13 protein-coding genes are annotated in these 14,214 nt (G+C 60.4%); 8 read left to right on the forward strand and 5 right to left on the reverse strand.

Translation table 11 applies throughout. The features are described from left to right. The coding region (locus tag ABR989_RS14440; protein WP_428129883.1) for an outer membrane protein assembly factor BamB family protein at positions 1–752 on the reverse strand (752 nt) is incomplete at its 3' end. 362 nt (positions 753–1,114) lie between these two features. Here ABR989_RS14440 and ABR989_RS14445 point away from each other — a divergent pair. Further along, positions 1,115–1,633, forward strand: coding sequence for an ORF6N domain-containing protein (locus tag ABR989_RS14445; protein WP_428129884.1), 519 nt, complete (start codon positions 1,115–1,117; stop codon positions 1,631–1,633). Between the two features lie 395 nt (positions 1,634–2,028). Here ABR989_RS14445 and arsB read toward each other — a convergent pair whose 3' ends face one another. Genes arsB through ABR989_RS14465 form a run of 4 tightly spaced genes read right to left on the reverse strand, consistent with a single transcriptional unit; the run spans position 2,029 to position 4,233 of the window. Further along, the gene (gene arsB, locus ABR989_RS14450) at positions 2,029–3,159 is read right to left on the reverse strand and encodes an ACR3 family arsenite efflux transporter (protein WP_428129886.1); all 1,131 of its coding nucleotides are present in this window, start codon (positions 3,157–3,159) and stop codon (positions 2,029–2,031) included. 41 nt (positions 3,160–3,200) lie between these two features. Next, on the reverse strand, positions 3,201–3,728 hold the full coding sequence (locus ABR989_RS14455; RefSeq protein WP_428129888.1) for an arsenate reductase ArsC: 528 nt from the start codon (positions 3,726–3,728) through the stop codon (positions 3,201–3,203). Continuing rightward, positions 3,725–3,853, reverse strand: a complete 129-nt coding sequence (locus ABR989_RS14460) for a hypothetical protein (protein WP_428129890.1) — start codon at positions 3,851–3,853, stop codon at positions 3,725–3,727. Before ABR989_RS14460 ends, ABR989_RS14455 begins: the two co-directional genes overlap by 4 nt. Continuing rightward, positions 3,850–4,233 carry an ArsR/SmtB family transcription factor gene (locus tag ABR989_RS14465; protein WP_428130016.1) on the reverse strand — a complete coding sequence of 128 codons (384 nt, stop codon included), beginning with the start codon at positions 4,231–4,233 and terminating at the stop codon, positions 3,850–3,852. The genes ABR989_RS14460 and ABR989_RS14465 overlap by 4 nt, the downstream gene beginning before the upstream one ends. An 84-nt stretch (positions 4,234–4,317) precedes the next feature. Here ABR989_RS14465 and ABR989_RS14470 point away from each other — a divergent pair, with 84 nt between their 5' ends. The 7 genes from ABR989_RS14470 (at position 4,318) to ABR989_RS14500 (ending at position 14,106) form a co-directional block, all read left to right on the forward strand. Further along, positions 4,318–4,755 carry an ArsR/SmtB family transcription factor gene (locus tag ABR989_RS14470; RefSeq protein WP_428129893.1) on the forward strand — a complete coding sequence of 146 codons (438 nt, stop codon included), beginning with the start codon at positions 4,318–4,320 and terminating at the stop codon, positions 4,753–4,755. Next, positions 4,748–5,578, forward strand: a complete 831-nt coding sequence (locus tag ABR989_RS14475) for an arsenite methyltransferase (protein WP_428129895.1) — start codon at positions 4,748–4,750, stop codon at positions 5,576–5,578. Before ABR989_RS14470 ends, ABR989_RS14475 begins: the two co-directional genes overlap by 8 nt. Further along, positions 5,575–6,378: a class I SAM-dependent methyltransferase gene (locus ABR989_RS14480; RefSeq protein ID WP_428129897.1), complete on the forward strand. Its 804-nt coding sequence runs from the start codon at positions 5,575–5,577 to the stop codon at positions 6,376–6,378. The genes ABR989_RS14475 and ABR989_RS14480 overlap by 4 nt, the downstream gene beginning before the upstream one ends. A 263-nt stretch (positions 6,379–6,641) precedes the next feature. Then, positions 6,642–8,507, forward strand: coding sequence for a carboxylesterase/lipase family protein (locus ABR989_RS14485; RefSeq protein ID WP_428129900.1), 1,866 nt, complete (start codon positions 6,642–6,644; stop codon positions 8,505–8,507). Positions 8,508–8,577: 70 nt separating this feature from the next. Further along, the gene (locus tag ABR989_RS14490) at positions 8,578–10,107 is read left to right on the forward strand and encodes an AAA family ATPase (RefSeq protein WP_428129902.1); all 1,530 of its coding nucleotides are present in this window, start codon (positions 8,578–8,580) and stop codon (positions 10,105–10,107) included. A 159-nt stretch (positions 10,108–10,266) separates the two neighbouring features. Further along, positions 10,267–10,779: a hypothetical protein gene (locus ABR989_RS14495; protein ID WP_428129904.1), complete on the forward strand. Its 513-nt coding sequence runs from the start codon at positions 10,267–10,269 to the stop codon at positions 10,777–10,779. 423 nt (positions 10,780–11,202) lie between these two features. Then, positions 11,203–14,106, forward strand: coding sequence for a choice-of-anchor D domain-containing protein (locus ABR989_RS14500; protein WP_428129906.1), 2,904 nt, complete (start codon positions 11,203–11,205; stop codon positions 14,104–14,106). Positions 14,107–14,214 lie beyond the last annotated feature (108 nt).

A 14,214-nucleotide genomic window follows, 5' to 3' on the forward strand; every position in this document is an offset into this window, starting at 1 on the left:
TTGTCCTCACCCACCGGCTGCTCACCTCCGCACCACCCCTGATCGCTTCCAAACCCACGTCTGTCAATGGCTCCGCTAGGTCTTACCACATTAGTAGTACACTTGGACAAGGGAAATCCGGGGTAAATGGTCCCATCGGCGCCGACCGCCGGGTCTCCGACTTCACCGCCGATTCCGAACGCCCACTTCTGCGTGGCGCTCGTGCCATTGTCGGTTAGCGCGTGGAGGAAGCCTTCATTGGAGCCGACGTAGATCGTGCCGTCGGCACTGACCGCCGGCGAGCAGAGCACAGCACCGCCGGTTAGGAACGCCCACTTCTGCGTGCCATTGGGGTTTACCGCGTAGAGGCGGTGGTCATAGGAGCCGAAGTAAACGGTGCCGTCGCTGCCGATTGCCGGCGAGCACTGCACAGAGTTGCCGGTTAAGAACTTCCACTTCTGCGTGCCGTTGGGGTTTACCGCGTAGAGGTAAGCGTCATCGGAGCCGACGTAGATTGTCCCGTCGGTGCCGACCGCCGGCGAGGAGTACACAGCACCGCCGGTTAAGAACGTCCACTTCTCCGTGCCGGGGTTGGCGCTGGTGCTGTAAGGGCTAAGCCCGGTGTGCGTGAGATTGTAATGGAACATCGGCCACGCCGATGTGGCCAACTGCGCGTGCAATACGGTCAGGGTTCCGATCGCCAGCATCGCAAACGCGGCCGCGCTCAAGGCCGCAATCACGCCAATCCGCACTTTTCCCGAAGACGGTTTCATTCGTTTGGAAATCACCACAGCCGACGCCGCTTGCCACACCACTAGCAGAAGCGGCCACAGCTTAAAACGGCCCAATAGAGCCGTGCCTTCAGGGGCTTAACCATTCCTCAAAACTTTCGGTCGATAATATTCCGTGCAAGCAGCAGCCGCGAGTTTTTCATCGCCGTCGGAACGCGGCGCTGGTTCCGCCGGAGCTGATGACGGAGGGAACTTCCGACGAATCGCTTCGACACCTTACCAGGGCAGAGGGTTCCGCCGGCCGCCGCAGCACACATCAGGAGCCGAGGCTTTAACGAAGACTTGAGATCGCAAATTGTGACTGAAAACCTTGACAGTCCCCCTGCCTCGTGCAGAATCCGTCAATGGCCAAGCCTCAACCCGTCGTCCCCCTCGAACGCATTGCCAACCGCATCTACCTGATCCGCGGCGAGAAAGTCATGCTCGACCATGACCTCGCGGAGCTTTACGGCGTTCAAACCAAGGTGCTGCTGCAAGCCGTCAAGCGCAATATAGAGCGTTTTCCAGACGACTTTCTGTTCCAATTCTCCAAACAAGAACTCGAAAATTGGAGGTCACAAATTGTGACCTCCAATCCCACCGCCAAGATGGGATTGCGAAGGCCGCCCTACGCATTCACCGAACTCGGCGTTGCCATGCTGTCCAGCGTGCTCGGCAGCAAGCGCGCGGTCCAAGTCAACATCGCCATCATGCGGGCCTTCGTAAAGCTCCGCCAGATACTTGCGTCCAACCGCCAACTCGCCCGCAAGGTTCAGGAGCACGACCGCAAAATCGCCATCCTTTTCGACACCGTCCAAAAACTTCTCACGCCACCCGAGCCGCCGAAGAAGCGCCCCATCGGCTACATTCACCACAAGGACTGACCCCACCCGTCGAGCGTAAAAGCGCAAACACTGAAATGCCGAAGAGGCCCTTTCCACGATCATGCTCCGCGCCCGCAAAGCATCGTTTTTCGATACCTTACGTGAGCATTCTCTGCTATAGAAAAAGACGTGATCGAAAAAACGCAGTGTTTTCAGTGCATTCAGCGAAACTTACACAGAAACTTACACATTTTCACATTTTATGGAAATAAACCCAATAAAAGAAAGGTTTTTTCTCTATAGTCAAACGACTTAAAATCCTCTGGAGCGAAAGTTCCGTGCGGGTTCGAGTCCCGCCCCCGGCATTGAAAATAAAGGGTTTTCTGGTGCGAAGCAGGATAAAGAGGGCCCCCGCGGGACGGTCGATCGTGCTGGCCGATTTTTGAGACTCCCGCCTAGCTGTCAAGCCGTGACGCAGTTGCCGCGTTGCAGGAATCCACGATCGCGAGGCCTGCTGTTGAATCGGCGAAGTACCTGCGCTGCGCCCATAAGGATACATCAACCAGCCCGATCATCACCGGCACCTCGATCAGCGGCCCGATCACAGCGGCGAAAGCCGCGCCGCTGTCGATTCCGAAGGTCGCAACGGCGACCGCGATGGCGAGCTCGAAGTTGTTCGATGCGGCGGTGAACGAGAGGGTAGCCGTCTGCGGGTAGTTCGCTCCCGCCTTCAGACTTAGCACGAATGACAACGCAAACATGATCGCGAAGTAGAACAAAAGCGGTATCGCAATTCGCACTACGTCGAGCGGCAGGTGGACGATTGCGGCGCCCTTGATCGAAAACATCACGACGATCGTGAAGAGAAGAAAGATCAGAGTGAGCGGGCTGATTTTCGCAGCGAAATGATCACGATACCAGGCTTTCCCTTTGAGGCCCGTCAGAATCTTCCAGGTAACGAACCCAGCAGCGAACGGTATGCCCAAATAGATGCCGACGCTTTTCGCAATCTCGCCAATCGTAATGTGAACGATGGCTCCGCCAAGGCCGAGCCATCGGGGAAGGACGGTCACAAACACGAAGGCATAGACCGAGAAGAACAGCACCTGGAAGATCGAATTAAATGCCACCAGGCCGGCGCAGTAATCCGTGTCGCCGGCGGCGAGATCGTTCCAGACGATCACCATCGCAATGCACCGCGCCAGACCGATCAAGATGAGTCCGACCATATACTCGGGGCGATCGCGCAGAAAAATGATCGCGAGCGCAAACATCAGAATTGGTCCGATTACCCAATTCTGGACAAGTGAAAGACCGAGGATCTTCCAGTCGCGGAAAACGTCTCCGAGTTCGTCGTAGTTCACCTTGGCCAGCGGCGGATACATCATCAGGATGAGACCGATCGCAATCGGAACAGAAGTCGTCCCAACGCTAAAGCGATCGAAGGCAGTCTTAACGCCGGGCCACAGGAAACCGAGCGCCACGCCGGCCCCCATCGCCAGGAAAATCCAAAGCGTCAGATATCTGTCGAGAAAGGAGAGTCGGCGCAGGACTGGAGCCTGTGCCGTCGTCATCGTTACGCTCATTGCGAACTTCTCCGTGTGGAGGAAGGTGCGAGATGCGGCTGCTATTCGCGCCCTTCGGGAAGTTTGATTTTCCCGATTTCTCTGACTCGCTGCCCGAGAGCGAAACTGTCGAGTGCCTCGATTCTCAGGCTCGTGAAGATTTTGATTCGATTCTCAAGTTCCCGGTAGATACGGAAAAAGAAGCGTCGCTTCGCATCATTGCTTCCTTCAAAGGCCGCGGGGTCGGCGACTCCCCAGTGCGCGGTGATTGGCTGACCAGGCCACACTGGGCACTGCTCGGCAGCCGCCTGGTCGCAGACCGTGAAAACGAAATCGAGGCGGGGGCTGTCCGGCGCAGCGAACTCGTTCCAGCTTTTCGAGCGCAGATCTTTGGTTGCATAGTTCAGCTCGTTCAACAGCTCGAGCGTCAACGGATGCACGGCGCCTTTGGGATGGCTTCCGGCGCTGTATCCTTTGAACTTTCCCCTGCCCCACCGTCCGATCGCGCACTCGGCCATGATGCTGCGCGCTGAATTGCCGGTGCATAGAAACAAGACGCTATACTCACGACTGGGCATGGACGCGATCATCCGTCGAGGCTTCGGTTCACTGTTGCGCCTTGGATGCGGAGCAGCAGGCGCCCGAACGGCGTCGAATAGAAGCGCATCGAGGAATCGAGGTCATCGACCCGGACGTGAACGTGAAATCGTTTCATACCGATACGCTCCGATTTTTCTTTGGCGTGGCCGTCTGCCGAGCCGTGCATTCGGTTCCGCGGTCTCGGGCGGCGGCGGGACTGCATAGTTCCGGCCGTCCCTCGCAGCAGTTGTCCGTCAGGTAAGCGAGGAGACCGTTCATCCCTTTGAAGTTTGCGCTGTAAATGATCGAGCGGCTCTCGCGTCGCGAGGTTACAAGGCCGGCAAAGCGGAGCTGGTTCAAATGAAACGATAGAGTAGGCGAAGGCTGGCCAAGTCGGTCGCCAATTTCTCCGGCCGGTAATCCATTGGGGCCTTTCTGGACAAGCAGCCGGAAAATGTCCAGGCGCGTCTCCTGGGCAAGCGCCCCCAATGCCATGATCACATTCGACTTCTTCATACTTTTAGACTTATACAAATGTCGTAGCGTGAAGTCAAATTGAGCCAATGCGGTCGTCGTTCGCCGGCGAGTAGTCGCTCCAGAATGATTCCCGGTCCGAGCTTCGACGTGTTGCATCTTGGTTATTTCGATGATACTAGAATCATCGTAGTGAAAGAGTTTGTGTCGCAACTGAGCGCGCTTGGACAATCCGGCCGGCTCGAGATCTTCCGCCTGCTGGTGCGCGCCGGGCCGCAAGGAACCTGCGTGGACGAGATCAAGCGCCGGGTCAAGATGCCGGGCTCGACCCTGTCTCATCACCTCGACGCATTGACCCGATGCGGGCTGCTGACGGCGCATCGCGCGGGCCGATTCATCTACTACGCCGTCAATTGGCCGAAAGCCGCAAAGTTGATCCGGTTCATGACCGAAGACTGTTGCGCCGGCCTCCCCAAGACGTTCGGCGCATCGCCGGATCGTTCCCAATCCACTAGCCGCCTCTCCCGTCAGGTAACGGGCAGGCACGGAGGTCACGATGAGTAATGAATCGATAAGGGAAAAGGTCAGGGAGGAGTACGCGCAAGTGGCGCGGCGAGTTACCAATCAAGGCGGCTCATGCTGCGGCTCGGCGGTGCCCGTGGGAAACCCAATCGCGCCCCGACCGTCTGATCGCTACAGCGAGGGCGAGATTGCATCGCTTCCCGCCAAGGCGCTTGCAGCGTCGCTGGGATGCGGGAATCCAACCGCGCTGGCCGAGCTGAAGCCGGGCGAAACCGTGCTCGACCTGGGCTCCGGCGGCGGGATCGACGTGCTGCTTTCCGCGCGAAGAGTGGGGCCGGCCGGCAAGGCGTACGGGCTCGACATGACCGACGAGATGCTCGCGCTTGCGCGCGACAACCAGCGCAAAGCCGGCGTCCAGAACGTCGAATTCCTCAAAGGCGAGATGGAGCATATCCCGCTGCCCGACAATTCGGTGGACGTGATCATCTCGAACTGCGTCGTCAATCTCTCGGCCGACAAGGATCGCGTGCTGCGCGAAGCATTTCGCGTGCTGAAACCGGGTGGGCGATTCGCCGTTTCTGACATCGTGGTGCGCGGTGAGATGCCCGGCGAGATTCGCCGTCGCGTCGAGTTGTGGGCCGGATGTATCGCGGGGGCGCTCGAGGAGTCGGAATACCAATCGAAGCTCGCTGCGGCGGGATTCGAACAGATCGAAGTGGAACCGACGCGGATCTATACGGCGGCTGACGCGCAGGGATTTCTTGCGGAAAATCCGGAGCTCGAGAAATTCGCGCAGATGGCCGATGGCAAATTCATGAGCGCCTTCGTCCGTGCGCGCAAGCCGGGCGCCGGGAGGAAATCGTGAAATCTATAACCGGTGTCAAAGTGGCGGATGTCGTCGCGGTCTATAGCAGTGCGCCGGCCGACCTTTTTCGACTTATGTTTGGGCAGCAAATTCACGTGGGAGGAATGAAGGCGTCGATCGATCTGGCGGATCGAGCGGGAATTGCCGCCGGGACGAAGGGGGTCGATCTGTGTTGCTGCAACGGCGCGGACATGCGCTTTCTCGTGCGGTTTCGCAATGTCGCGTCGATGGTCGGCGTCGATGTTACCGAAGCGATAGTCGAGCAGGGGCGGCGGCTGACCCACGAAGAAGGTCTGGACGATAAAATCCGATTCGTACTCGCCGATGCCTGCCAAAGCGGCCTGCCGTCGGCCAGCGCGGATTTCATATGGAGCGAAGATGCGTGGTGCTACGTCCCTGACAAGCCAAGGTTGATTGCGGAGGCGGCGCGCATTGTTCGTCCCGGAGGCGTGATTGCGTTCACCGACTGGGTTGAAGGGCCCGCGGGACTAAGTGATTCCGAGGCCCAGATGTTTCTCGGCTTGATGACGTTCGCCAACGTCGAGGACGTCGCGGGATACGCCAAGCTGCTCTCGGCAAACGGCTGCAAGGTAAGCGTCGCCGAAGACACCGGGCGGTTCGCGAGCCATGCGGATTTATATCTCAACATGATTGAGATGCAGCTTATGTATGATGCCCTGCGGCCTCTCGGGTTCCGCACCGACCTGCTGGAAACGTTCCTCGGCGGGTTCCGTTTCCTCCGTGACCTGGCGCGCGCGGGCAAGATCGCGCAGGCGCGGTTTATCGCGCGGCGAGGCTAGGCCGCAGCGGGTTTCAAGGTAATCGAGGTCGAAGCAACGCGAGTCTACGCCGTGTCTGTTGAGTGCTTGGTAATGGGCAAATCTCTGTTAGAGTAGCCCCCGGGAGATCAATGATGCCGCTATCGGTTCCATGGGAACGCCGACTTGTCGGATAAGATAGGGACCGCGACCGAACCGGCGAACCGCTTCCGCACCAGCAGTCAGTTACTCGAATGATTCGATGCCAAGATGCTGCGCAGGTCGTCACTACCAGATTTGAGGCAATGTCACACATCGCGAGGCGATTGTCGGCGTTGTTGATCCTCGCGGCGCTCGGCGCCAGCGGATGCCGCCACCCGGTGCGCGAGCAACGCGTGCTCGATCCGGCATCGCGCCGAGTCACGGCATCCGGCACAGTCGTCGGCTTCGTCGGCGTATACGGCAGTCACGCATGGCTCGGCATTCCGTTCGCCAAGCCGCCGCTCGGGGCGCTGCGATGGCGAGCGCCGCAACCGGCCGAACCATGGACCGGTACGCGCCAGGCACTCGATTTTGGCTCGGCGTGCACGCAGTTCCCGAGCCCGATCGGCGGCCTCGATACCGCCAGCGCGGGGCAGCCTGTCGGCAGCGAGGATTGTCTCTACCTGAACGTGTATGCGCCACGGGTTGGCGAGTCCGACGTGCCGACGGGTAACGCGCGGTGGCCGGTGATGGTGTGGATACACGGCGGCGCCAACACGGTTGGTACGGGGGCGCTGTACAACGGCGGTAACCTGGCGGCGACGCACAAGGTTGTGGTGGTGACGATCAACTATCGCGTCGGCCCCTTCGGCTGGTTCCGCCACGCCGCACTGCGGGGTGAGGGCGCGAACGAACTCGACCGATCGGGCAACTTCGCCATCCTCGATATCATCCGTTCGCTCCAATGGGTGCGCGACAACGTGGGAGCTTTCGGCGGCGATCCCGGCAACGTCACAATCTTCGGCGAATCGGCAGGCGCCAACAACGTGTACATGCTGTTGTTGGCTCCGCAAGCGCACGGGTTGTTTCATCGCGCGATCTCCGAAAGCGGTGGTCTGAATATGAGTACCATCGCCGAGGCCGAGCACTTCACCGACGATGCCGAACCGGGTCGCACCAACAGCTCGAATGAAGTGCTGGTGCAGTTGCTCATCAAGGACAAGCGCGCCGCCGACCGCGCCGCAGCCAAAACAGTACTCGCCGCGATGAGCGCCACAGATGTCGAGCGTTACCTGCGCGGGAAGACGAATTTCGACATTCTCCTGGCCTACATGCCGACGCCCACAACCGCCATGATCGAAATGCCGAAAGTCTTTGGCGACGGTGTGGTGCTGCCACAAGACGATCCGCTGCAACACTTCGCGCGTGCCGACGGATACAACCGGGTTCCCGTGATCGTCGGAACGAATCGCGAGGAGAGCAAGCTGTTCCTGTTCGGCGACCCAAGACGGGTGCAACGCATTTTCTGGCTCGTGCCGCGCCTGCGTGACGAGGCGCGTTACAGCCTCAGTGCCGAGTACCTGTCCAGGTTTTGGAAGGCGGCCGGCGCCGACGAGCCGGCGGCAGCGATGCGGACGACTCAGGACAACGTGTTCGTTTACCGCTTCGATTGGCACGAGGAGCCGCATGTGATGGGCGCGGATCTATCCATCATGCTCGGGGCTGCGCATGGTTTTGAGATCCCGTTCGTCTTCGGCCACTGGGATCTCGGACGCCAGGCCAACGTCATCTTCTCCCAGGACAATGAACCAGGCCGCCTGGCGCTCAGCAAACAGATGATGTCGTACTGGGCCGAGTTCGCCTATCGCGGCGCACCCGGGCGCGGTCGCGACGGTCGGCAGCCGCAATGGTCGGCATGGGACAACAGCGCGCCCACCAACCCGAAGTTCATCATCTTGGACACACCGGCCGACGGCGGCGTACGGGTGACGTCGTCCGGCACTCAAACGGCAGCGGGCGTGCTCGCCGCTGTAGACACTGATCCGCGTCTGTCAACGCAGCGCGACAAATGCATGATCTTCCACGATCTGGTGAACCGATCGCGCACGTTTACCAGGAAGGAGTATCCGACGGCCGGAAAGAGCGGGTGCGCAGCCTACCCGTTCGATACATATCCGTGGGGCGGCTGAGGCCGCAACCGAGACATCTGAGGGTTGCCGAAGGAGTGGAGCGCAGGCTCACAACTCTCGCGATTTTTCTATGAAAGATTCTAAAAAACCTCAGCCTGTTGAGAGCCGCGCGGCAAAGATGCTGCGCGAGATCTTCCAGTCAGGACGGCCGCTCACCTACATCCGCTCCTCCGAAGAGCAGCGAATCGGAAGGGTGCTGCGCGAGGTCGGCCGGGCGCTGCACGCATCCACACCGGTGCCCGTTTGGACCTGGAGCCTCACGCAAGGATTGCTTCGCGATGACGGAGTGGCCGAGACCGGCACTCTCGATCCTCGCGAAGCTCTGGACTTCATTGCAGCCCACAAGGACGCCGCCATCTTCCATCTCAAGGACTTTCACGAGCCGCTGCGCGAATCTCCGGAGGTCAGGCGCCGTCTTCGAGACCTGTACGAAAGCTGTCTCGATCAACGGAAGTTCGTAGTCATCAGTTCGCCGGTGCAATTCGTTCCTGAGGAGATCGAGCGGGATCTTTTGTATCTCGAACTGAGGCCGCCTGATCTCATCGAACTGGTCGAGTTTCTGCGGAGCGAGGCTCAGCAACTCTCGGCGCCCGGCGTCGGCACCGACGTGAGCGAGGCAACCCTGTACCAGCTCGCGCGCGCCCTGCAGGGAGTCACGCTCCAGGAGGCGCGCTACGCGGTGCGCCGCGCTCTGAGTGCGAGTCGAAGCCTCAGCGCCGAGTCGTTACCAGCCCTGCTCGAGGAAAAGCGGCTCCTGGTCAACCGCGGCGGCATCATCGAGTTTGTTGCCGACAGCACGAGCATCGGGCAGGTCGGCGGCCTGGAGAAGCTCAAGCAGTGGCTGCTGGAGCGTCGTAAACTGTTTCAACTCCGCGAGAGCCTGAGCACTGACATAGTACCCAAGGGCGTTCTCGTCATGGGCATCCCGGGCTGCGGCAAGAGCCTCTGCGTCAAAGCCATCGCCTCGCACTTCGAGCTTCCTCTCTATCGAATCGACATGATCGAGATCTTCTCCGGCAGGCATGGGGAGCCGGAGGGAGCATTCGTCCAGGCCTGCAAGACGCTCGAAGAGATGGTGCCCGCGGTGGTTTGGTTCGACGAGATTGAGATGGGGATTACGTCGGGGGATCCCGGCGGCGCGCAGGGCAGGATCTTCGCCTTCTTTCTGACCTGGATGCAGGAGAAGGCGCGCGGACTCTTTGTCGCCGCCACCGCAAACCGAATCGACCTTCTCCCCGCCGAGATGATTCGCAAAGGACGTTTCGACGAGGTCTTCTTCGTTGACCTGCCGCAGGTTGCCGAACGGATCGAGATCTTGAAGATTCACCTCGGCCGCCGGGGAATGGATGCGACCAAGTTTGACCTGGAACGATTGGCCGTCTTTATGAAGGGCTGGACCGGCGCCGAGGTCGAGCAGTCGGTCGTATCAGCGATGACCAGGGCGCGGCTGCAGGACCATGAGGTTACCGAGCAGGATCTCTTCTTGTCCGCCGGTGAGCTGGTTCCGCTGGCGCGCACCATGAAGGAACAGATCAATCACATTCGTAGCTGGGCGTTCGAGCGAGCGGTCCGCGCATCTCCCATTCCCAGCGGCGGGTAACGGGATGCGCAAATGAAAAGGCGCAGGATTGCCGCGTTCCCGACAACCGCCCTGCTTTCGCTTGTGATCGCGAAACCGGTACTTATCGCTTGACTATGATCTTCTAATGCAGGACCATCCGGCGGTCTTTGCTGAAGCCAAAACCCCCAGGAGAATCCATTGATAAGCCTCAAGACGATTCTTGCAAGTTTCACCGTAGCTTCGCTGGTGGTCTGCACGCTCGGCCTGAGCGGTCCGGCCTCAGCGCAGAGCCCGCCGACCTCACAGAAGCAGCTCGACATCGCGGCCGCCCGCGCAGAGCGCAAGGCAACGGTCGGCACCAACATGAATCTGAGCGCCGATGAAGCGACCAGGTTCTGGCCGGTTTACGACGCCTACGAAGCGAAGATGGACAGGATCGAAGACCGCCACGTCAAGGAGCTCAAAGAATTCGCGGCCAGGTACAATAATCTCACCGACGCCGATGCGAAGAAGAAGCTCGACGAGGTAATCGCCATTCAGCAGGCGCGGCTTGACGTGCAGAAAGAATTCATTGCGCGGTTCCGCGCCGTTGTCTCGCAGGTGAAGGTGACGCGGTTCTATCAAATCGACAACAAGATCCAGGCGTTGATCCAGTGCGACATCGCGCAATTGGTGCCGCTGGCGCAATCGCCGGGCGAGGTTGCTCAATAGTCAATCAGTACGGAACCAGTGACCCCGCCCCTTTGCGTTTGCAGACGGATTGTTGTTGGTGCGAGTCTAGCTGCCTCCGCCACATTGGCTCCAACTGAACATACAATCATCGGCCGATGTATCGACCGGCACCATCGTCCGCCTGCGTGCTTCATAGCACAATTGGACACTAGAATACTTAGATTAGCTTAGAGTAAGCTAAATATCACAGGCAGAATTATTGCTTATCCGAGGCGGGGAATTATTAGTCTCGTTTAAGTCGTACTGCTGTTTCACTCGGGGGAGGAGCAAATGAACAAGTACGCATGAAAAACACGACTCGGCGTGGTCGCGATCTTTTGTGCGACCGCGGTTGCGATTGTCGGCCCTCATAGCTCTCTAGGCTACGCGTCCCCCACCCCGACGCTATTCGTTACGGACTACATGACCCAAGCCGTGACTGCTTATCCGGCCGGGAGCAGCAACGGCGATGTCTCTCCGCTGACTCCCGCCCCTACCGACCTCGCCTCGCCAGGATGGATGGCCTTTGACGCCATTGGGAACATTTACGTCACCAACCAGGTCGGCACCATCACCATTTACGCCGCGGGGACCAACGGCGACATCGCCCCAATCGCCATCATCGCCGGGAGCAACACCGGCCTGGAGTCCCCAGAAGGCATCGCGCTGGATTCCTACGGCAACATCTATGTGGCGGATGACGGACCTTCCGGCAATGGCCCCAGCAGCGTGTTTGTCTATCCGCCGCTGGCAGTCAGCGGCACCGGGACGCTCAACGAGACCCCCATCGCCACCATCAGCGGGCTCGCCACCGGCCTGAGCGCCCCAACGGGCATCGCGCTGGATTCCAGCCGCAACATCTATGTGGCGGACAACTTCGCCGACAGCGTGTTTGTCTATCCGCCGCTGGGAAGCAGCACCGGAACGCTCAACGAGGCCCCCATCGCCACCATCAGCGGGCTCGCCACCGGGCTGAGCGCCCCAACAGGCATCGCGCTGGATCTCAGCGGCAAAATCTATGTGGCGGACAACTCCGCCGACAGCGTGTTTGTCTATTCGGTGTTAAGCCCGAGTTGCACTTCTGCGAGTCCTTGCGCCATTAGCGTGGCTCCCATCGCCACCATCAGCGGGAGCAGCACCGGCCTGGCCGACCCATACGGCATCGCGGTGGATTCCAGCGGCAACATCTATGTGGCGGATGAAGGCAGCAACAGCGTGACGCTCTATGAGCCGCTGGCCAGCCTCCTCATCGATCTCACTGCTCCCGACGTGACGCCCAGCGCCGCCATCAGCACGACCATGACCACCGGTCTGAGCAACCCACAAGGCATCGCGCTGGATTACAGCGGCAACATCTATGTGGCCGACCAGGGTGACCGAGGGTGCGATGGCACCGCCAGCGTGTTTGTCTATTCGGCGTTGAGCCCGAGTTGCACTTCTGCGAGTCCTTGCGCCATTAGCGGGTCCCCCACTGCCACCATCAGCGGAGACGCCACCGGCCTGTGCCGGCCACAAGGCATCGCGCTGGATTCCAGCAACAGAATCTATGTGGCGGATGACGGCGGCCTTGCGAACAGTTACACCCCGAGCGTGTTCCTCTATCCGGCGCTGGGAAGCAGCACCGGGCCGCTCAACGAAACCCCCACCGCCACCATCAGCGGTCCACTGACAGAACTGTATGAGCCCCTGTCCATCGCCATCACGCCGACTCCTGTGGTATCCGTGACGTCTTACGTTGAATTCGGAAACGAACCCGTCGGCGACACCGCCACCCAGATCCTGACGGTCAGGAACACCGGCAACGCGCCGCTGTCCATTGCCAGCGTTTCCTCCCCCACCGACTCGGTTAACTTTGCGAAGACCGCCAGCACGTGCCCGGCGTCCCAACTTGCACCGCTCGCGACCTGCACGATCACGGTCAGCTTCACGCCGCAAACGCTCGACATTCACAGTGCAACGCTTACGATTGCGGACAATGCTGGCGCGGACACGCAAACCGTGGCGCTTAGAGGCGCCGGCACGAATGATATGACGGTTTCGCCCGCCAGCCACGCATTCGGCAGCGTGAAGGACGGCTCCATGGAGACCCAGTCGATCACGGTGCACAATTATCAGACCATCTCGGTCACGCTGAGCGAAAGCATCGACGTCACTGCGGGCGGTAGCAATGACTTCAGAGTCGCGGGCGGCACCTGCACCGGCACGCTGGCGGCCACGACGGCTTGCACGCTGATTGTCACTTTTGCTCCGACCACGTTGAGTGCGGAATCAGCGACCATGACGGTTACCGACAGCCACGATACGCTCGGTCCGTACAATGTTTCATTCAGCGGGACCGGAGCGGTACCGGAATCCCTGTCGGCGAAGACGCTAAGCTTCGGCGGTGTCCCCCAGACGGGGTCCAAGACGATGAGCATCACGCTGACCAACGATGCCACCGGGCCGATCACGCTTAGCGGCACGAGGATCGGCGGCGCCAACCCGAGCGACTTCGCGGTGACGGGCGGGACGTGCGAAGCCTCGCTGGCGGCGTCCTCGAGCTGCACCTACGCGGTGACGTTTACCCCCAAGACCGAGACTGCGGAGAGCGGCACGCTTTCAATCGCGGTTGCGCAAGACCCCAATGGCGGTCCGCCGGCGGTCGCTCTGAGCGGGACCGGAACGATACCGGAATCCGTGTCCCCGATGACGTTAAGCTTCGGCAAAGTGGCCAAGACGGGGTCCAAGACGATGAGCGTCACGCTGACCAACAAGGCCCATGCCGACGGTGGATCAATCACGCTTGCCAGCCCGAGCCTTGGCGGGGGGACCTACGGGAGCGATTTCTCGGTGACGGGCGGAACGTGCACCACACTGCCGAGTGGGTCGCTGTCGGCGGCGTCGTGCACCTACGCGGTGACGTTTACGCCGAGCACCGAGGGGGCGGAAAGCGGCACGCTTTCGATCGGTGTGTCGGGAGACACGCTCCTCTCCGTCAGCCTGAACGGAACCGGAGTTACGCCGCTCAAGGTGACTCCGGCGAGCCTCGCTCTCGGCCCGGTTAAGGGAGGCAAGACATCGGCGGCGAAGACAGTCACCGTGACCAACGTCGGCAGCGCGACGCTGACGATAAGCAAAAGCGTCAGCGGGACCAGCGACTTCAAGGTGACGGGCGGAACGTGCACCACACTGCCGAGTGGGTCGCTGGCGGGCGGCGCATCGTGCACCTACACGATGACGTTCACGCCGAGCATCGTTGGAGCGGAGAGTGCGACGCTTGGGGTAAGCGCGGTTGGCGATACGGCCAGCCCACACAACGTGAGCCTCCGCGGCACCGGCGAGGCCTGATAGCCGGATCGATCCCGCCGCAATAGAACCAAGCGCCCTGTCCGGCTATCGCGGCCGGACAGGGCGTTTAGTTTAGTGGCTTTTGCAAGTAGCGTGCGTGTAAGAGTA

Origin of the sequence: Binatus soli (SeqCode) (genome assembly GCF_050015535.1) — a bacterium.
In the GTDB taxonomy this organism is placed as follows: Bacteria; Desulfobacterota; Binatia; order Binatales; family Binataceae; genus Binatus; species Binatus soli.